The organism is Plantibacter lichenum, from assembly GCF_050587525.1.
In the GTDB taxonomy this organism is placed as follows: Bacteria; Actinomycetota; Actinomycetes; order Actinomycetales; family Microbacteriaceae; genus Plantibacter.
Genome location: NZ_JBOBFT010000011.1, coordinates 1 through 18912, shown reverse-complemented (window position 1 = coordinate 18912; position 18912 = coordinate 1). Strand labels below are relative to the sequence as shown.

Sequence of the window (18912 nt, the reverse complement as noted above, 5' to 3'; positions counted from 1 at the left end):
ACGGAACTCAGCTCGCGGCCTGCGCCCCGTCGAGCTCGTCGAACCGTTCGAGCAGCCACCCGGCGCCGCGCACGGACGCCCCGAGAGCCTCCACGCGCTCGCGCAGCCCACGATCGGACGTCACGACCACCACTGCGCCCGCAAGCCCGTCGACGATGTCCACGATCGCGTCGTCGCCGCTCCCCGCCGCATCGACCGTCCGCACGCTCGCGCGAGCCGATGCAGCGCCGCCCGCCACGGCATCGGACGAGCCGACGACGTGGTGACCTGCGCCGCCCCGAGCCCCACGCGCCTGCCCTTCGAGCACGGCGACGTACGACGGCCACCAGCGGTGGTAGTCGAGGTCGAGGGACGAGGCGTCAACGCCCGCCTGCGCCAGTCGTTCGAGGCGATCGAGCGTCTTGCCCGCCGCGCCCGCCCGATCCTTCCACCAGCCGTCAGGCCGCGATCCGACCACGTTCGCGACATCGACGACGACCGTCACGCTCCGTTCGAGCTGGCTGCGGAGGCCCGGCCATGAATCGGCGAACCCCGGGTGCAGCGGCAGCGCATCGACCTCGTCGACCGCCACCCACTCGAGTGCGATGCTCTCCGGATCCGAGACGACGGCGTCGAACGGCTCGACGGCTTCGGCGATGACGGTCGTGTACGACCAGAATCCGAGGTCGAGCAGCGAATCGAAGCGCAGCTCGATCGAGGCGTTCGGCACACCGGCTTCTTCGCCGGCCTCGCGGATCGCTCCGTCGACGGCACTCTCGCCCTCGTGGCGCGCACCCCCGGGAATCCCCCAGGTGCCACCGAAATGGCTCCAATTGGCGCGATGCTGCAGCAGGACGCCGCGAGCGGGATCGTGGACGAGCAGCCCCGCGGCACCGAAACGGCCCCAAAACTTCCGGCCGTCCGGGCTCTCGACCCACGCGTCGCCGGAGTCCCGGACCGGGTATCCCTGCGCGTGCGAGTCACTCATGGATTCCACATTGCCACGAATCTCGGCTGAGCGTGTCCTGTGTGACCCAGCATCTCGCACACGGCTTCCCCCATAGCATGATATATTTCACAGGTTTCCGAACTTCGGATCTACAATCAATCCACGCGGCGACCCCGCAATCACCCAGACCCAGTGAAGGACACCCATATGGATGCGCGCCAACGCAAGACCCGAGCACGGCTCGCCACCACGATCCTCGAACTCGCCACCACCCGCCGCGCGAGCGACATCTCGGTGTCCGAGATCGCCGAACGGGCCGGCATCAACCGCTCCACCTTCTACCAGCACGCCGCAACACCCGCAGACCTGCTCGAGTCGGTCCTGGTGGAAGAACTCGACGCGCTCGACATCGCGCCGCTCGGTGACGTCTCACCCGAGCAGGCCGCCCTCGCGATCACCGAGGTCACGATCGCCACGATCCACCACATCGAACAGCGCGCGGACGTCTATCGTGTCGGCCTCAGTGAAGAGTCCTCCGGCGCCAGCCTCCAGCCGATGCTCAACCGCCGCTTCGCCGTGGCCATCCTCGACATGTTCACTCAGGGTGTCATCACCATCCCCGAGGACGAGGACCTCAGTCCTGCGGCCCGCGCGCTCTTCCCCGCCACCGCTTCCGCCTTCATCGCCGCCGGCGCCGTCGCCGCCATCCGCGTCTGGCTCGAGACCCCGGCCCCGAGGGACGTCACCGTCTTCCTCGAGGTCTACCGCCGGCTCATGCCCAGCTGGTGGCCCACCCCGTGCCCCGTCACCGTGAGCGAGCTCGTGGCCAGCATCGCGAACGGCGACTAGCGACGAGCACCGGACAAGAACCACAGCACCGACACGAAACGGCTGATGCCGCGCCCCTTGGGACGCGGCATCAGCCGTTTCGCGTTGTGGAGATGTCGAGCGCTAGCGCTGACGCTTCTCGCGCACACGCATGTTGAGGACGATCGGGGTGCCCTCGAAGCCGTAGATCTCCCGGAGACGACGCTGGACGTACCGGCGGTAGCCGGGGTCGAGGAAGCCCGTGGTGAAGAGCACGAATGTCGGCGGACGGCTCGCGGCCTGCGTTCCGAAGAGGATGCGCGGCTGCTTGCCACCGCGCAACGGGTGCGGGTGCGCTGCGGTGAGTTCGGCGAGGAACGCGTTGAACTTGCCGGTGGGGATGCGCATGTCCCACGACTCGAGGGCGACTTCGAGCGCCGGGACGAGACGTTCGAGGTGACGACCGGTGCGAGCCGAGATGTTGACGCGGGGCGCCCACGCGACGTGCGAGAGGTCCTGTTCGATCTCGCGCTCGAGGTACTTGCGACGCTCGTCGTCCAGCTGGTCCCACTTGTTGAACGCCAGTACGAGTGCACGGCCGCTCTCGAGGACGAGGTCGATGATGCGCACGTCCTGCTCGCTGATGACCTGGGTCACGTCGATGAGGACGACGGCGACTTCGGCCTTCTCCAGCGCGGTGCTCGTGCGGAGCGACGCGTAGAAGTCGGCGCCCTGGGCGAGGTGGACACGACGACGGATGCCGGCGGTGTCGACGAAGCGCCAGATCTTGCCTCCGAGCTCGATCTGCTCGTCGACCGGGTCGCGAGTGGTGCCCGCGAGGTCGTTGACGACGACGCGCTCTTCACCGGCGGCCTTGTTGAGGAGGCTGGACTTGCCGACGTTCGGGCGGCCGAGGATCGCGACGCGGCGCGGTCCGCCGAACTCGTCCTTCGCCACGGCGGAGACGGCCGGGAGCACCTTGAGGACGGCGTCGAGGAGGTCGGCGACGCCACGACCGTGGATGGCCGAGACGGGGTGCGGCTCGCCGAGGCCGAGGGCCCAGAGGGCTGCGGCTTCCGGCTCGTGGCGCGCGTCGTCGACCTTGTTGGCGACGAGGAAGACGGGCTTGCCCGATTTGCGGAGGAGCTTGACGACCTGCTCGTCGGTCGCCGTGGCGCCCACGATCGCGTCGACGACGAAGATGACGACGTCGCAGAGGTCGATGGCGACTTCGGCCTGGGCTGCGACGGATGCGTCGATGCCGCGGGCGTCGGGCTCCCAACCGCCGGTGTCGACGATCGTGAAGCGCCGATCGTTCCACTCGGCCTTGTAGTTGACGCGGTCGCGCGTGACACCGGGGGTGTCCTCGACGACGGCTTCACGACGGCCGAGGATACGGTTGACGAGCGCGGACTTGCCCACGTTCGGGCGGCCGACGATCGCAACCACCGGCAGGGCCGGGAGGTAGCGGATCTCGTCGGGGTCGAGCGTGGACTCCTCGAGGACGGCGAGGTCGTCGTCTTCGAGGTCGTAGTCGGACAACCCGGACCGGAGCGATGCGGCGCGCGCGCTGGCCAGCTCCTCGTCGAGGTCGGAGAGCCGGTCCGCGAGGTCGTCTGGACCCGCCTCGTACGTCTCTTCGTCGTTAGCCATGGGTGTTCCTTGCTGTGAGGGATTCGATCACGCGGATGACCGCGTCGACCGTCTCGTCGAAGTTGATGTGGGTGGAGTCGACCGTGGTCACTCCATCTGCTGCGTTCATGAAGTCGACGACTGCGGAGTCGGCCCGATCACGTCGCTGCAACTGTTCCGCGACGTCGCCGGCGGGCTGACTCACGAGTTCGGCGGAACGTCTGGCCATTCTAGCCTCTTCGGATGCGGTCAGCAGGATCCGAGCCTGGGCGTCGGGTGCGACGACGGTGGTGATGTCTCGTCCTTCGACCACGATGCCAGGCACCGAGTTGCCGGCGATGATCCTCCGGAAGAGGGTGTTGACCCTGATTCGGACCTCCGGAACCCGCGCGATGGCGGACACGACGGCGGTCACGTGCGGCTCACGGATCTCGTCGGTCACGTCACGGTCGCCGAGCGAGACGCGCGTGACGTCGGGGTCGAGGCTGATGTCGTACGCCTCGTCGAATCCGTCGAGGAGGCCGACGACGGAGTCCGCGTGCTCCACGTCGATGCCGCGGCCGAGCGCGTGGAGCGCGAGCGCCCGGTAGGTGGCCCCCGTGTCGAGGTAGCGGTAGCCGAGGCGACGTGCCACGGCTTTGCTCACGCTCGACTTGCCGCTTCCGGCGGGTCCGTCGATCGCGACGACCGTCGGGGTCGCCTCGTGGTTGTCAGTGTCCGTCATGCTGCTCATACCTCCGCGATGCGCCAGCCGCGCGTTTCCAGGTCGGTGATCGTCCTGTGCTTGACCTCGGGTGTCACCGAGATCTCCGCCAGACCGATGTTGGCGCCGGGCGAGTGCTCCAGGCGCAGGTCTTCAATGTTGACGCCCAGCTCGCCGAGCTCCGTGAAGAGGAGGCCGAGCTGGCCGGGGCGGTCGTCGAGGAGGACGACGATGCTCGCGAACCGCTGGTTCTGACCGTGCTTGCCGGGCAAGCGGGCGACGCCGACGTTGCCTTCAGCGATCGCGTCGGCGATGCGACGTCGCGAACCGGGCTGATCGGGGTCGCGGAGCGCGTCGATGACTTCGCCGAGGTCTTCGGCGAGCCCTTCGAGCACGGGCAGGACCTCCGCGTGGTTCGCGCTGAAGATCTGCACCCACAGCTCCGGCGAGCTGGATGCGATGCGCACGGTGTCGCGGAGACCCTGTCCTGCGAGGTTGATGGCGTTGTCGGATGCTCCGGACAACTGCTTCGCGAGGAGGCTCGCGACCATCTGCGGCGTGTGCGAGACGAGCGCGACGGAGCGGTCGTGCTCCTCAGGCGTCATCTCGATCGGGATCGTGCCGAGGTCGAGTGCGAGGCCCTCCACGAGCGCGAGCGCCCACGGCGGGGTCTCTGCGTCGCGGCAGATCACCCAGGGACGGCCGAGGAAGAGGTCGGCTCGTGCCGAGATCGCTCCCCCGCGCTCTCGCCCGGCGAGCGGGTGCGAGCCGATGTAGCGGGTCAGGTCGACGCCGCGGCCCTTGAGCGCACGGAACGGTTCGAGCTTGACGCTCGCCACATCGGTCACGACCGCGTTCGGGAAGCGCGCCAGCTCCGCCTCGATGACGTCCGCCGTGACGTCCGGCGGCACGCAGATGACGATGACGGACGGCTCGTCGTCCGGACGGGCAGGGCGGCCCGCACCGTAATCGACCGCGAGGCGCTGCTGGCTCGGCGAGGCGTCGGAGAGGATGACGTCGACGCCCTTCGCACGCATGGCCAGGCCGATGCTCGCGCCGAGCAGCCCGACGCCGACGATGCGCACCGACCCCTGCACCCGCGCCGGCGGCACGGACACGTCGGTCATTCGGTCGGCTCCGCCCCGTCCACGGCCTCGGTGGCCGTTCCGTCGGCCGCGCGGGCCTCCGGTGCGTGCTTGCGGGCGATCGTCAGGATCTCGCCGAGTTCCGCCTTCGTGAGCTCGCGCACCTGGCCCGAGCCGAGCGTACCGAGGTGCAGCGGGCCGAACTGGCGGCGGACGAGGTCGACCACGGGGTGGCCGACGGCGTCGAGCATGCGGCGCACGATGCGGTTGCGACCGGAGTGCAGCGTGAGCTCGACGAGGCTGAATCCGTCCTCGGTGCCGAGCAGGCGGGCCTTGTCTGCCGCGATGGGGCCGTCTTCGAGCTCGATGCCCGCGGTCAGCTGCGCGAGCACCTGTGGCGTGACCCGACCGGTGACCTTCGCGATGTAGGTCTTCGAGACGCCGAACGACGGGTGCGCGAGCACGTGCGCGAGGTCGCCGTCGTTCGTCAGGATGAGCAGTCCGCTCGTCTCGGCGTCGAGGCGGCCCACGTTGAAGAGGCGTTCCTCGTACTGGTCGGTGAAGCGGCGCAGGTCGGGGCGACCGCGGTCGTCCTTGAGCGAGCTGTAGATGCCGACCGGCTTGTTGAGCATGAGGTAGCGCTTCGAGGCGTCGAGCTGCACAGCCGTGCCGTCGACCGCGACGAGGTCGTTCTCCGGGTCGATCCGGCGGCCGAGCTCGGTCACGACGTCGCCGTTCACCTGCACCCGCCCGTCCTGGATGAGCTGCTCGGAGACGCGGCGCGAAGCCACGCCGGCGCCGGCGAGCACCTTCTGCAGGCGGACGCCCTCAGGTTCTGCGCCGAATGAATCAGTGGAGGTCACTGTCGAATCCTTCCTGGCCGTCGTCGAGCAGCGGAGAGATCTGCGGGAGCTCGTCGATGGCGTTGATGCCGAGTTGGGTGAGCAGGAGATCGGTGGTGCCGTAGTTGATGGCACCCGTCTCGCTGTCGGTGAACATTTCCGTGACGAGTCCACGTCCGAGGAGCGTGCGCACCACGGAGTCGACGTTCACGGCACGGATGGAGGCGATCGCGCCACGGCTGATCGGCTGTTTGTAGGCGATCACGGCGAGCGTCTCGAGGGCGGCCTGCGAGAGCTTCGTCGGGTTCTGCGTGATCACGTAGTCGGTGATGAGCGGGTCGTACTGGGCGCGCACGTAGAAGCGCCAGCCGCCGCCGACCTCCCGCAGCTCGAAGCCGCGCCGGACGGTTCCGTCGACGCCGTCGTAGTCGGCGACGAGCTCGGCGATGGCCGCGCGGATGGCGCGGACCGGCTGGTGGAGGGCCGTCGCGAGGTTCACGAGGCTCTGCGGCTCGTCGGCGACCATGAGGAGCGCTTCGAGGGCGCGGGCCGTGTCGTACTCGGGGCCCGGCTCCGGTTCGGCGGGCTGCGCGATGAGGTTCTCGTCGGACGCGGTCTCGTCGGACGCAGTCTGATCGATGACCGACTCGGCCGGCACGCCGTCGTCGGTCGTCGCCTGGTCGGTCGTCGCCTGGTCGGTCGTGATGTCAGCCATCGTAATCAGCTCCCAGGCTCGCCAGGCTCTCATCGGTCCAGTGCTCCGCGGTCCAGCGGAGGGTCAGCTCGCCGAGCGGTTCGAGCTGGTCGAAGGAGATCGCGGCGTGGCGGTAGAGCTCCAGCACCGCGATGAAGCGGGCGATCACCACACCCTTGAGCTCAGCGCCCGCGACGAGTTCTCGGAAGGTGTGCGATCCGCCGGACCGCAGGACGGCTACGACGTGCGCGGCCTGCTCCCGGATGCTCACGAGCGGCGCGTGCAGGTGGTCGAGCCCCACCGACGGCAGTTCCCTCGGGGTGAGGGCGAGGGTCGCGAGCGCCGCGAAATCGCCGGCGGTGAGCGTCCAGACGAGTTCCGGCGTCTGCTGCCGGTACTTCTCCTCCAGGCGGACGGCGCGGATGTGCCGGGCCGACTCCTCATCGAATTGCGCGGCGAACCACGCGGACGCCTGCTTGAACGCGCGGTACTGCAGGAGGCGCGCGAAGAGGAGGTCGCGGGCTTCGAGGAGGGCGACGTCCTCGGCGTCCACGAGCTCACCCTGGGGCAGGAGTCCTGCGACCTTGAGGTCGAGGAGCGTCGCAGCGACCACGAGGAACTCGCTCGCCTGGTCCAGTTCGTCGTCCGCGTCGAGGCCCTTGAGGTAGGAGATGAACTCGTCCGTCACCCGGCTGAGCGACACCTCGGTGATGTCGAGCTCGTGTTTGCCGATGAGCGAGAGCAACAGGTCGAAGGGTCCTTCGAAGCCGTCGATCGCCACCGAGAACTTCTGCGCGGCCGGCTCGGCGTCGGTCGGTGCAGCCGCGCCCTGCGCGGTGGCCTCGATCGTTCCGGGCGTCCTACGCGATTGAACCACGGGCGATGAGCTCCCTCGCCAACTGGCGGTACGCCTTGGCGGCCGCGTGCTCCGGCGCGAACTCGGTGATCGGCGTGCCGGCGACGCTCGCATCGGGGAACTTCACCGTGCGACCGATGACGGTCTCGAGCACCTTGTCGCCGAACGCGTCGACGACGCGCTCCAAGACCTCACGCGAGTGCAGCGTGCGCGAGTCGTACATCGTGGCCAGGATGCCGTCGAGTTCGATGGCGGGGTTCAGGCGGTCGCGGACCTTGTCGATCGTCTCGATGAGGAGGGCGACGCCGCGGAGCGCGAAGAACTCGCACTCGAGCGGGATGAGCACGCCGTGGCTCGCGGTGAGCGCGTTGACCGTGAGGAGGCCGAGCGACGGCTGGCAGTCGATGAGGATGACGTCGTAGTCGGACGACACCTTGCGGAGGACGCGGGCGAGGATCGTCTCGCGGGCGACCTCGTTGACGAGGTGGACCTCCGCCGCGGAGAGGTCGATGTTGGCCGGGAGCACGTCGAGGCCCTCGATGGCCGTGTGCTGGATGACGTCCGCCGGGTCCTTGACGGTGCCGAGCAGGAGGTCGTAGACCGTGTTCGCCTCGTGCGTGTTGATGCCGAGACCGGCGGACAGGGCGCCCTGCGGGTCGAAGTCGACGACGAGTACACGACGTCCGTACTCGGCGAGCGCCGCGGACAGGCTGATGGTCGTCGTCGTCTTGCCGACGCCGCCCTTCTGGTTGCAGAGGGAGACGATGCGCGCCGGGCCGTGCTGCTTGAGCGGTGCCGGGTCGGGGAAGACGGTGCGCGGCCTGCCGGTCGGACCGTTCGGGTTCTCTGCAGCAGGTACGCCGACCGCGCTCTTGTGCTTCGTACCGGCCACGGGTGATGCCTCCCACTTGCTGTCGTTCGAAGGAAGAGTCTACCGGGCGGTGCGTCCCTCCCGTGGTGCCGCGCTGTCGTCGGCCCATCTGGCCCGTGGATGCGCCTGGGTGTAGACGTCGCGGAGCGAGTCGACGGTCACGAGCGTGTAGATCTGCGTGGTCGAGACGGAGGAGTGTCCGAGGAGTTCCTGGACGACGCGGACGTCCGCTCCCCCCTGCAGGAGGTGCGTCGCGAAGGAGTGCCGGAAGGTGTGCGGTGAGATGTGGCCTTCGAGTCCTGCACGCTCAGCGGCCCGTTGGATGACGAGCCACGCGCCCTGACGGGACAGGCGTGCGCCGCGTTGGCCGAGGAAGAGCGCCGGCGTCGCGCGTCCGAGGGCCGAGTACACGGGCCGGACGCGAACCAGGTAGCGGTCCAGGGCGTCGCGCGCGAAGCTGCCGAGCGGGACGATCCGCTGCTTCCCGCCTTTGCCGAGGAGACGGACGATGTCGGCCTCGACCACGTCGTCCACGTTGAGCCCGACCGCCTCGGAGACGCGTGCGCCCGTCGCGTAGAGCACCTCGAGGAGCGCCTTGTCGCGGATCGCGAGCGGATCGTCGCCGTCCGTCGTCGCCAGGATCGCTTGCATCTGGTCGATCGTGATCGCCTTCGGCAGTCTGCTCGGCAGTTTCGGCGGTTTCACCTCGTGCGCGACATCGACGTCCACCTGCCCCTCCTCGAGGAGGAAGCGATGGAATCCGCGCACCGAACTGAGGATGCGGGCGAGGGACGACGCCCGCATCTCGGAGCCGTCCGCCGTCGACAGCGCACGGGAGAACCCGCTCACGTGCGCCGTCGTGACCTCGCCCGGCTCCAACACGCCCTGCGTCTCGAGCCATGCGCAGTACTGCTCCAGGTCGCGCCGGTAGGCGGCCTGGGTGTTCTCCGACAGTCCTCGCTCGATCGCGATGTGCCGCAGGTAGCTCGCGAGGGACGTGTCGAGGCTCATGGCCGGCTACGGAGCGTCAGGATCCGTCGGCCGGAGCGTCGACCAGTCGCGTGCTTTCGCACTCGAGGCGGCGAGCACACCGAGCATGAGGATCGAGTTGTGGAAGCGACCATCGAGCACCGCGTCGACGGCGTCCGCGAGCGGCACCCATTCGATGCGGATGTCCGCCTCCTCCTCCGAGCGCGCGAACGCGTCCGGAGTCGCCTGCAGACCCCGTGCGAGGTAGATCGTGATCGACTCGTTGCTGCCGCCTGGCGTCGTGAAGAACTCGGTCAGCAGGTGCAGCTCGGACGCTTCGAGGTCGGCTTCCTCGGCGAGTTCGCGCCGCGCCGCGACCGCTGGGTCCTCCCCCGCGATGTCGAGCAGGCCCGCCGGGAGCTCCCAATCGCGTTCGCCGATGGGGTGCCGGTACTGCTGGATGAGCAGCACACGGTCCTCGTCGTCGAGCGCGAGCACTGCGACGGCCCCCGTGTGGTCCACGAACTCGCGGACCACGTCGGCGTCGCCGTAGCGGAAGGACTCACGACGGATGTCCCACACCGCGCCGTCGAACGCCACCTCGGAGGAGGTGACGTCGACGGCGAGCGGCTCGTCGCGGAGCTGATCAGCCATTGGCGACGTCGAACAGGAGGCTGGCCTGCTGACGCTCGAGCGCCGCACCGACGAGACCCGCGAAGAGCGGGTGCGGGCGGTTCGGGCGCGAACGCAGCTCGGGGTGCGCCTGCGTGGCCACGTAGAACGGGTGCACCTCGCGCGGCAGCTCGACGTACTCGACGAGGTTGCCGTCCGGCGAGAGGCCGGAGAACTGGAGGCCGGCGTCCGCGATCTGCTGTCGGTAGACGTTGTTGACCTCGTAGCGGTGACGGTGTCGCTCGGAGACCTCGGTCGAGCCGTAGACCTCGGCGACGATCGACCCCTCGTCGAGCTTCGCGGGGTACAGGCCGAGGCGCATCGTGCCGCCCAGGTCGCCGCCGGCGATGATCTCGACCTGCTCGGCCATCGTCGCGATGACCGGGAACTCGGTGTCCGGATCGAACTCCGACGAGCTCGCGCCTTCGAGGCCGGCCTTGTTGCGCGCGTACTCGATGACCATGCACTGCAGGCCGAGGCACAGGCCGAGCACGGGGATGCCGTTCTCACGGGCGAACTTGAGCGCGCCCAGCTTGCCTTCGATGCCGCGGATGCCGAAGCCCCCGGGCACGCAGATGCCGTCGACGCCGGCGAGCGCCGCGATGGCGCCGTCGACCGTCTCGCACTCGTCGGAGGGGATCCACTTCACGGAGACTTTGGTCTCGTGAGCGAACCCGCCGGCCTTGAGGGCTTCGGTGACGGAGAGGTAGGCGTCGGGCAGGTCGATGTATTTGCCGACGAGCCCGATCGTGACCTCGTGCTTGGGTGCGTGCACCGTCTCGAGGAGCTCGGCCCACCCGGTCCAGTCCACGGTCTTCACCGTGAGGCCGAGGTGGTCGACGATGTACGAGTCGAGGCCCTGGTCGTGCAGCATCGTCGGGATGTCGTAGATGCTGGGCACGTCGATGGCGTTCACGACGGCTGCTTCGTCCACGTCGCACATGAGCGCGATCTTGCGCTTGTTGCTCTCGGTGACGGGGCGGTCGCTGCGGAGCACGAGTGCGTCCGGCTGGATGCCGATCGAGCGGAGCGCTGCGACGGAGTGCTGCGTCGGCTTCGTCTTCTGCTCGCCGGAGGCGCCCATGTACGGCACGAGTGAGACGTGCACGAAGAACACGTTGTTTCGGCCCAGCTCGTGACGGATCTGGCGCGCGGATTCGATGAACGGCTGGGACTCGATGTCGCCGACCGTTCCACCGATCTCGGTGATGATCACATCGGGCTGCGGCGTCTCGGTCGCCTGCAGGCGCATCCGGCGCTTGATCTCGTCCGTGATGTGCGGGATGACCTGGACGGTGTCGCCCAGGTACTCGCCGCGACGTTCCTTGGCGATGACGGTCGAGTAGATCTGACCGGTCGTCACGTTGGCCGCCTGGCTCAGCTCGATGTCGAGGAAGCGCTCGTAGTGACCGATGTCGAGGTCGGTCTCCGCGCCGTCGTCGGTCACGAAGACCTCGCCGTGTTGGAACGGGTTCATCGTTCCGGGATCCACGTTCAGATAGGGATCCAGTTTCTGCATCACCACCCGGAGTCCCCGTGCGGTCAGCAGGTTGCCCAGACTGGCTGCTGTCAGGCCCTTGCCCAACGAAGAAACGACACCACCGGTCACAAAGATGTGCTTGGTCGTGCCGTTCGAAATACCGATATTGAAGCCCGCTTCAGAATTGTCCACCACGGGCTTCGATCCTATCACGTGAATGTCGGGGGCGTCCCCGACCGAGGTCGTCATGGGGCGGTCACCGGCGCGTCGACGATGCCGTCGAGGCAGTCCGGGAGGCCGATTTCGGGCTCGCCTGCGTTGCCGATCTCGCGGCCGTTCCGCCGGTCTCCGCGGCGAGTTCGAGCAGTTCACGGGCGTGAGCCAGACCGCTGTCGGACTCGGCGAGTCCGGAGAGCAGGCGCGCCATCTCGGCTTCGCGGTCCGCGCCGGTGAGCTGACGGACGCTGCTCGCCGTCACGGAGCCGTCACCGGACTTCACGACGCTCAGGTGGTTGTTCGCGAAGGCCGCGACCTGCGCGAGGTGAGTGACGACGATGACCTGCGACTGCTGGGCGAGCGCGGCAAGGCGGCGACCGATCTCGATCGCGGCGGCACCGCCGACGCCTGCGTCGACCTCGTCGAAGACGAACGTCGGGACGGGGTCTGAACCGGCGATGACGACCTCGAGCGCGAGCATCACGCGCGACAGCTCGCCGCCGGATGCGCCCTTGCCGAGCGGTCGCGGTTCGGCGCCGTTGTGCGGTTTCAGGAGGAAGGCGATCTGGTCGCGGCCGTGCACGGTGTAGTCCTCGCGCTGCGAGACCTCGACCACGAGCTCGGCGTCGGCCATGGCGAGCGAGCGGAGCTCGATGGTCGCTGCGGCGGAGAGCTGGCCGGCCGCGGCCGTGCGGACTCGGGTGAGCTCGGTCGCGGCCTCGTCCACCGCCCGGGCCTCGCGTTCCACGTCGGCTTCGAGCTGGGCGATGCGGTCCGAGTCGCCGTCGAGTTCGAGGAGTCGGGAGCTGCCGGTCTCGAGGAGCCTCAGGACGTCGTCGAGACCCGGCCCGTACTTGCGGGTGAGCGTGCCGAGCTGCGCGCGGCGTTCCTGCACGACCTCGAGCTCCCGGGCGCCGTCCTCGTCGAGGCCGGCGAGGTAGGTCGAGAGGTCCGCAGCGATCTCGGCTGCCAGGTAGCTCGCGTTGGCGACGTTCTCCGCGATGGTCGCGAGCGATGCGTCGTGGACGGCTGCGCGGTCGAGCTGGCGACGCGCCTGTTCGAGCAGCCCGACGACATCGGTCTCCTCGCCGAGTTCCGCGGACACGAGCTCGCGGGCCCCCGCAGCGGAGAGCCGGAGCTCTTCGAGGTTCGTGAGACGGTCGGCCCGCTCGGCGAGCTCGTCCTCCTCCCCCGGTTGAGGGTCGGCGGCTTCGATCTCGGCGAGCGCCGCACGCAGCTGCTCGGCCTCGAGGAGACGTGCGTCGCGTTCCTGGGTGAGGGTCTCGAGCTCCGCGCGGTCGGCGAGGAGCTGTTCATAGCGTCCCTGGTACGCCTCCAGGACGTCGATGAGCGCTTCTCCGGCGAAGCGGTCGAGCGCGTCGCGCTGGGCCGGAGCCGAGCGGAGACGGATCTGATCGGACTGCCCGTGCACGACGACGAGTTGTTCGCCGAGCTCGCTCAGGATGCCGACGGGCGCGGTGCGTCCGCCGACGATCGCCCGTCCGCGGCCCTCCGCCGTGACGATGCGGCCGAGCAGGAGTTCCGCGATCTGTCCGGCCTCGTCGAGATCGCCCGCGACGTCGAGGTCTCCCCCGGCTTCACGCACTCGCTCCGCCACTGGGCCCTCGCCCGCGATCAGCCATCGGCCCTGCACGACCGTCTGCTTCTGGCCGGCCCGGACGACACCGCTGTCCGAACGGGCGCCGAGCAGGAGCCCGAGCGCCGTCACGACCATCGTCTTGCCTGCGCCCGTCTCGCCCGTCACTGCCGTGAAGCCGGGGCCGAGCGGGAGCGTCGCCTCGGCGATCACACCGAGGTCGGTGATCTCGATCTCTTCGATCACGCTGGGTACCTCTCACTCACGTTGGGATGCCCGCCCCGGGAGGTGTCCCGGTCCGAGCGCTGTTCGCGTTCAGTGTGCTGTGGTCTCACCGTCGTCTCACTCCCGCCCGACAGGACCTCTCCATCCGGCGACGGGCAGCTGGAACTTGTTGACGAGGCGATCCGTGAAGGGGCTCTCGTGGAGTCGTGCAAGGCGGACGGGGATCGGCGACCGACGCACGACCACGCGTGCGCCCGGCTGCAGATCGCGGGTTCGACGGCCGTCGCACCAGAGCACGCCGATGCCGTCGGTGCGTTCGAGCACTTCCACGGCGAGCGACGATTCCGGACCGACGACGAGCGGTTTCGCGAACAGGGCGTGCGCGCTGAGCGGAACGAGCGTGATCGCTTCGACCGACGGCCAGACGACGGGTCCTCCGGCGGAGAAATTGTAGGCGGTGGAACCGGTCGGGGTCGCGATGACGACGCCGTCGCAGCCGAACGACGAGAGCGGCCTCTGGTCCACTTCGATGACGACCTCGAGCATCCGCTCGCGGCTGCCCTTCTCCACGGTGGCCTCGTTGAGCGCCCACGTCTCGTAGACGACCTCCGCGCCGATCTTCACCCGCACGGAGAGCGTCATGCGCTCTTCCACGAAGTAGTCTCGGCGGACCGCGCGTTCCACGGTTTCGGCGAGGTCGTCGCGTTCGCTCTCCGCGAGGAAGCCGATGTGACCGAGGTTCACGCCGAGGAGCGGCGCGGACGACCCGCGAGTCACCTCCGCCGCGCGCAGGATCGTCCCGTCGCCGCCGACGACGATCGTGAGCTCCAGGTCGCCGAGCGGCACGTCCTCGCCGAGGACGGGCACGATCTCGAGGCCGGGGTCGACCGCGATGAGGTCGGCCCGTTCGAGCGCGCTCAGCACGGGCATGACGCCCTGCTCCAGGAGCAGGCGGCAGACGAGGATCGATGCGTCGCGCGAGTCCTCGCGGCCGGTGTGGGCGACGACGAGGATGTGCCGCACGGGCGCCTCTGGTCCGTTCGAATCCGACATGCGTCTATGCTCCAGCCATCGTGGTGATCTGCTGCAACCATTCTGTCGGATTGGTTCCGCGGGACGCCGTCATCCACACGACGAATTCACGGTTTCCGTGCGTGCCGACGATGGGCGAGGGGATGACGCCGGCGGTCCCGATGCCGAGGTCCCAGCCGGCCCACAGCACGCCCGCGACGGCGTCGGCGCGCAGGGCGTCGTCGTGGACGACTCCCTCGCGGATGCCCGTCCGCCCCACTTCGAACTGCGGCTTGACGAGCAGCACGAAGTCGGCGCCGTCGGCTGCGATCGACACGAGCGCAGGCAGCACATGCGTCAGAGAGATGAAGGAGAGGTCAGCGACGACGACGGACGGTGCGGCATCGACGCCAGAAGCTTCCCGGACCGATTCCGGTGTCCCGAAGCGGATGTTGAAGCCCTCGACCACGGCGACGCGAGCGTCGTTCCGCAGTTCGTCGACGAGCTGTTCGTGGCCGACGTCGAGGGCGATGACCGTGGACGCGCCGCGCTCCAGGAGGACCTGGGTGAAACCTCCGGTCGAGGCGCCTGCGTCGAGCGCGGTCACACCCTCGACCGAGACGGGGAACGCATCGAGCGCTCCGAGGAGTTTGTGGGCGCCACGACTCACGTAGTGGTCGGCGCCGGCGACGACGATGGCGGCGTCGTCTCGGACCTTGGCCGAGGCCTTGACGACGGGTTTGCCGTCGACCGTCACGAGGCCGTCGCCGATGAGGGTCGCAGCGTGGGTGCGCGAGCGCGCGATGCCGCGCGCGGCGAGGGCTGCGTCGAGTCGGAGGAGCTCCATGCGTTACGCCGAGAACCTCGGCGAGTCGCTGCCCTCGAGCTGCGTGCGCAGTTCGTCGTACAGCTGGCCGTACGCTTCCGCCCGGTGTTCGAGCGGCTGGTCGTCGATCACGCGGACGCGCGACAGGAGTCCGTCGTGGTCGCTGGCTCCAGTGTCGTCGACGTCCGCGCCGTCGACGCGCGAAGCGTCGTCGTCAACCTGCTCGCCCCACTCGTCGCTCATGCCTCCACCCTACCGGCCGCCCCCGACTCTCAGCCCGCGAGGTGTCACATATGGCTGGTTCGGCCGTGCGTGGACCCGCCATATGTGACACCTCGCGAGCTGAAGAGGGCCGGGGTTACTCCGCGTAGAGGATCTCGGGAACGTTCAAGCCGTAGATCGGACGGCCGGACGCCCAGATGGCAGCGCAACCGGCACGCAGCAGGTCGATCTTCACCGAACCCTCCCGCTCGATGACGACGTCATTGCCGCTGACGCGCACCGTCGACTCGCCGACCGTCGCCGCCTTACCGTCACGCGACATCGTGGTCACGGGGTACGGCTCGTGCAGCTGGCGCAGGTCCTCGACGATGAACGTGGGACGCGAGTGCTGGTCCGCCGCGAGGGCGTGCTTCGCGCGGTCGATGCCGGTCAGGACGAGCACGGAGGCGATGCCGGCCCGGTTCGCACCGAGGATGTCGGTGTCGAGGCGGTCGCCGATGAAGAGCGGTGACCGCGCTTCGAAGCGGGCCTTGGCCTCCTCGAAGATGGGCGTCTCGGGCTTGCCGGCCACCGTCGCCAGTCGCCCGACAGTCGTGTGCACGGCGGACACGAGCGTGCCGTTGCCCGGTGCGATGCCGCGTGCCTGCGGGATCGTCCAGTCGGTGTTCGTCGCGACCCATGGGATCTCGGGTCCGTCTCCCTGCAACGCGAACGCGGCCTCGGCGAGCTGGGACCAGCCCACCTCAGGGGCGAAGCCCTGCACGACGGCCGCGGGCTTGTCGTCCGCGGATCGGGTGACGACGAAGCCGCCCTTCTCGATCTCGTCGACGAGGCCTGCACCGCCGACCACGAGGATCGTCGCACCCTCCGGCACCAGACCGGCGAGGAGCCGCACGGCGGCCTGCGGACTCGTGACGACCTCATCGGGTGCCACGCGGAGCCCGAGGTCGGTCAAGTGTCCGGCCACCGATGCGTCCGTGCGCGAAGCGTTGTTCGTGATGTACCCGACGCGGATGGACTCGGCCACACGGTTGAGGGATTCCACCGCGTGCGGGATCGCGTTCGGACCGGCGTACACGACGCCGTCCAGGTCCGCGAGGACGACGTCGACTCCATCGAGCGGGGTCACAGGCTTACGCTTCCTCGTCAGCAGCGGGCTCACCGGCGCTCCGTTCAGTATCGTCGGCGGATGCGGGCTCGTTCTCGTGCGCAGCGTCTGCAGTATCGGGAGTCACCTCGTCTGCAACCGCAGTGTCGTCGGCGGTGTTCCCGGCGTCTTCCTGCTCGTCCACAGCGATCTCGACGTCTTCGAGCTCGGCGACCAGTTCGTCCTCGTCTTCTGGCAGGAACTCCTCGATGACGACCATCGTCTCGCCCTCATCATCCGCATCGGACTGCTCGAGTGCTTCGATCGCGACGTTCGCGCGCTCACGCCACACAGCGGCCTCGCCGTCACGGCCGAGGACCTCGAGCGTCTCCGCGTACGCGTCGAAGAGCGAGGGGCTCCACGAGTACACGACGTCCGGGTTCAGCTGCGGCAGCTGCAGTTCATCCAGGGCCTCCTGGTTCTGACCGAGGTCGAGGCGGGCGCCCGACATCGCGATCGCCAGTGCGACGCGAACCGGTGCGTCGAGCTTCGTCCGGTCGATGGATCGGCCGAGCTCCAGTGCACGCTCGGGACGACCGACACCACGTTCGCTGTCGACCATCAAAGCGATCTGGCTGTCCGATCCGGAGATCCGACGGTAGGTGCGCAGCTCGCGCAACGCGAGCGCGTAGTCGCCCGTCTGGTACGCGGTGATCGCGAGGGTCTCACGCACGATGGCGATGCGACCTGCACGACGCGCAGCGGACGTCGCATGGCGGTGGGCGAGTTCAGGATCCTCGTCGATGAGCTTCGCCGCCATCACGAGGTGGCGGGCGACGCCCTCGGCGTTCTCCTTGCTGAGCGTCTTGAGCTCGTTGCGCGCACCCTTGTCGAGGTCGGATGGCTCGACGCCCTCCGGGATGTCAGGGTCGTCGTGACGCGGACGGACCGACTTCAGCTCGCGGGCGATCCGCTCTTCCTCGGTCAGCTCCTCTTCACGACGGAAGGCGTCGCGGTCACCGCGAGCCGGCGCTCCGTCACGCGTCCACAGCTTCTTCGGGGCACCGTCACGGCGTGCCACTCCCCCGCGCTCGGACGAGTGCTGGAACGGACGTCCGCCTTCACTCGGGCGACCACCCGTCGGGCGGTCCCCACGGGGCCGGTCGTTCCAGGGCTTGTCGGAACGAGGAGCGCTCGAGCGAGGAGCGTCGGAACGCGGGCGATCAGTGCGCGGCGCTCCGGACCGAGGTGCGTCGGAGCGCGGCCGATCGTTCCACGGCTTGTCGGAACGAGGAGCGCTCGAGCGAGGAGCGTCAGAACGCGGGCGATCAGTGCGCGGCGCTCCGGAACGAGGTGCGTCGGAGCGCGGCCGGTCGTTCCACGGCTTATCGGAACGAGGAGCGCTCGAGCGAGGAGCGTCAGAACGCGGGCGATCAGTGCGCGGCGCTCCGGATCGCGGCCGATCGTTCCACGGCTTGTCGGAACGCGGACGGTCCGAGCGCGGAGCATCGGAGCGGGCCCTGTCGTTCCAGGGCTTGTCGGAACGCGGACGCCCGCTGCCTGAGCCGGCGTTTCCTGAGGCAGCGCCGCGGCTGTCGTTCCGTGGAGTGCGGTTCTGATCCCGTTTCGGGGTCTCGTCTGCTGGCTTGTCTGTCACAATGCTCTCCACGCTACTCGATCGTCGTCAGGGCGGACCGTCCGGTCCATCCGTCGATCCGACGGATGTGTAGCCCTGCGGCTCCTGCTGTTGAATTCTGTATCCCATCCTGCCATCCGAACCTGGGTTTGGTCCGCAACGGAGGGTGTGGTTGTTGTCCGGCTCTGTTTCGCAGGCGCGGTCCTGGCATGAACCAGGGAACATGTGCGCCAAAAAGTGCCCAGTTAACGCGAAATGGCCACCCAAGAATCTTGGGTGGCCATCTCAACGAAGAAGTTCGGCGGTGTCCTACTCTCCCACAGGGTCCCCCCTGCAGTACCATCGGCGCAAAGAGTCTTAGCTTCCGGGTTCGGAATGTAACCGGGCGTTTCCCTCTCGCTATGGCCGCCGAAACACTATTGATGTATCAAAGTGAACGAGCAACCAACACGCTGTGTCCAACGACACAGGAATGTTGTTTGCGGGTTCTCGACCGTACATCGAGAACCACTCAGTGGACGCGTAGCATCTCCGATTCAAACGAAGAATGTGT

General features: G+C 68.6%; 18 protein-coding genes and 1 rRNA gene. 1 reads left to right on the top strand and 18 read right to left on the bottom strand.

What is annotated here, in order from left to right:
- Nucleotides 1–7: 7 nt before the first annotated feature.
- Nucleotides 8–967, bottom strand: coding sequence for an NUDIX domain-containing protein (locus ACQ3HB_RS15055; protein ID WP_430921007.1), 960 nt, complete (start codon nucleotides 965–967; stop codon nucleotides 8–10).
- A gap of 168 nt (nucleotides 968–1135) precedes the next feature.
- Between ACQ3HB_RS15055 and ACQ3HB_RS15050 the strand changes: the two genes are divergently transcribed.
- Entirely contained in the window at nucleotides 1136–1777 is a 642-nt protein-coding gene (locus ACQ3HB_RS15050) for a TetR/AcrR family transcriptional regulator (protein WP_430921006.1), read from the top strand.
- 102 nt (nucleotides 1778–1879) lie between these two features.
- On the opposite strand, the gene der is transcribed toward ACQ3HB_RS15050, so the two are convergent.
- The 17 genes from der to rrf form a co-directional block, all read right to left on the bottom strand.
- Nucleotides 1880–3388 (bottom strand): ribosome biogenesis GTPase Der, encoded by a 1509-nt coding sequence (gene der, locus ACQ3HB_RS15045; RefSeq protein ID WP_430921005.1) that lies wholly within the window; start codon nucleotides 3386–3388, stop codon nucleotides 1880–1882.
- Entirely contained in the window at nucleotides 3381–4091 is a 711-nt protein-coding gene (gene cmk, locus ACQ3HB_RS15040) for a (d)CMP kinase (RefSeq protein WP_430921004.1), read from the bottom strand. The genes der and cmk overlap by 8 nt, the downstream gene beginning before the upstream one ends.
- A 5-nt stretch (nucleotides 4092–4096) precedes the next feature.
- Nucleotides 4097–5197: a prephenate dehydrogenase gene (locus ACQ3HB_RS15035; protein WP_430921003.1), complete on the bottom strand. Its 1101-nt coding sequence runs from the start codon at nucleotides 5195–5197 to the stop codon at nucleotides 4097–4099.
- The gene (locus ACQ3HB_RS15030) at nucleotides 5194–6018 is read right to left on the bottom strand and encodes a pseudouridine synthase (RefSeq protein ID WP_430921001.1); all 825 of its coding nucleotides are present in this window, start codon (nucleotides 6016–6018) and stop codon (nucleotides 5194–5196) included. Before ACQ3HB_RS15030 ends, ACQ3HB_RS15035 begins: the two co-directional genes overlap by 4 nt.
- Nucleotides 6005–6712, bottom strand: coding sequence for an SMC-Scp complex subunit ScpB (gene scpB, locus ACQ3HB_RS15025; RefSeq protein ID WP_430921000.1), 708 nt, complete (start codon nucleotides 6710–6712; stop codon nucleotides 6005–6007). The genes ACQ3HB_RS15030 and scpB overlap by 14 nt, the downstream gene beginning before the upstream one ends.
- Nucleotides 6705–7568 carry a segregation and condensation protein A gene (locus ACQ3HB_RS15020; RefSeq protein WP_430920998.1) on the bottom strand — a complete coding sequence of 288 codons (864 nt, stop codon included), beginning with the start codon at nucleotides 7566–7568 and terminating at the stop codon, nucleotides 6705–6707. The genes scpB and ACQ3HB_RS15020 overlap by 8 nt, the downstream gene beginning before the upstream one ends.
- Entirely contained in the window at nucleotides 7552–8439 is an 888-nt protein-coding gene (locus ACQ3HB_RS15015; RefSeq protein WP_430920996.1) for a ParA family protein, read from the bottom strand. The genes ACQ3HB_RS15020 and ACQ3HB_RS15015 overlap by 17 nt, the downstream gene beginning before the upstream one ends.
- Nucleotides 8440–8478: 39 nt before the next feature.
- Entirely contained in the window at nucleotides 8479–9429 is a 951-nt protein-coding gene (gene xerD / locus ACQ3HB_RS15010) for a site-specific tyrosine recombinase XerD (protein ID WP_430920994.1), read from the bottom strand.
- Between the two features lie 6 nt (nucleotides 9430–9435).
- Nucleotides 9436–10041: an NUDIX domain-containing protein gene (locus ACQ3HB_RS15005; protein ID WP_430920992.1), complete on the bottom strand. Its 606-nt coding sequence runs from the start codon at nucleotides 10039–10041 to the stop codon at nucleotides 9436–9438.
- The gene (locus tag ACQ3HB_RS15000) at nucleotides 10034–11752 is read right to left on the bottom strand and encodes a CTP synthase (protein WP_430921192.1); all 1719 of its coding nucleotides are present in this window, start codon (nucleotides 11750–11752) and stop codon (nucleotides 10034–10036) included. Before ACQ3HB_RS15000 ends, ACQ3HB_RS15005 begins: the two co-directional genes overlap by 8 nt.
- A gap of 43 nt (nucleotides 11753–11795) precedes the next feature.
- Nucleotides 11796–13598, bottom strand: coding sequence for a DNA repair protein RecN (recN, locus tag ACQ3HB_RS14995; protein ID WP_430920990.1), 1803 nt, complete (start codon nucleotides 13596–13598; stop codon nucleotides 11796–11798).
- A gap of 96 nt (nucleotides 13599–13694) precedes the next feature.
- Nucleotides 13695–14630, bottom strand: coding sequence for an NAD kinase (locus ACQ3HB_RS14990; protein WP_430920989.1), 936 nt, complete (start codon nucleotides 14628–14630; stop codon nucleotides 13695–13697).
- A gap of 4 nt (nucleotides 14631–14634) precedes the next feature.
- Nucleotides 14635–15435, bottom strand: a complete 801-nt coding sequence (locus ACQ3HB_RS14985; RefSeq protein WP_430920987.1) for a TlyA family RNA methyltransferase — start codon at nucleotides 15433–15435, stop codon at nucleotides 14635–14637.
- Between the two features lie 3 nt (nucleotides 15436–15438).
- Entirely contained in the window at nucleotides 15439–15657 is a 219-nt protein-coding gene (locus ACQ3HB_RS14980; RefSeq protein ID WP_430920985.1) for a hypothetical protein, read from the bottom strand.
- A gap of 115 nt (nucleotides 15658–15772) precedes the next feature.
- Entirely contained in the window at nucleotides 15773–16765 is a 993-nt protein-coding gene (locus tag ACQ3HB_RS14975) for an HAD-IIA family hydrolase (protein ID WP_430920983.1), read from the bottom strand.
- Between the two features lie 4 nt (nucleotides 16766–16769).
- Nucleotides 16770–17804 (bottom strand): hypothetical protein, encoded by a 1035-nt coding sequence (locus ACQ3HB_RS14970; RefSeq protein WP_430920981.1) that lies wholly within the window; start codon nucleotides 17802–17804, stop codon nucleotides 16770–16772.
- 851 nt (nucleotides 17805–18655) lie between these two features.
- Nucleotides 18656–18772, bottom strand: a 5S ribosomal RNA gene (rrf, locus tag ACQ3HB_RS14965).
- Between the last annotated feature and the right edge of the window lie 140 nt (nucleotides 18773–18912).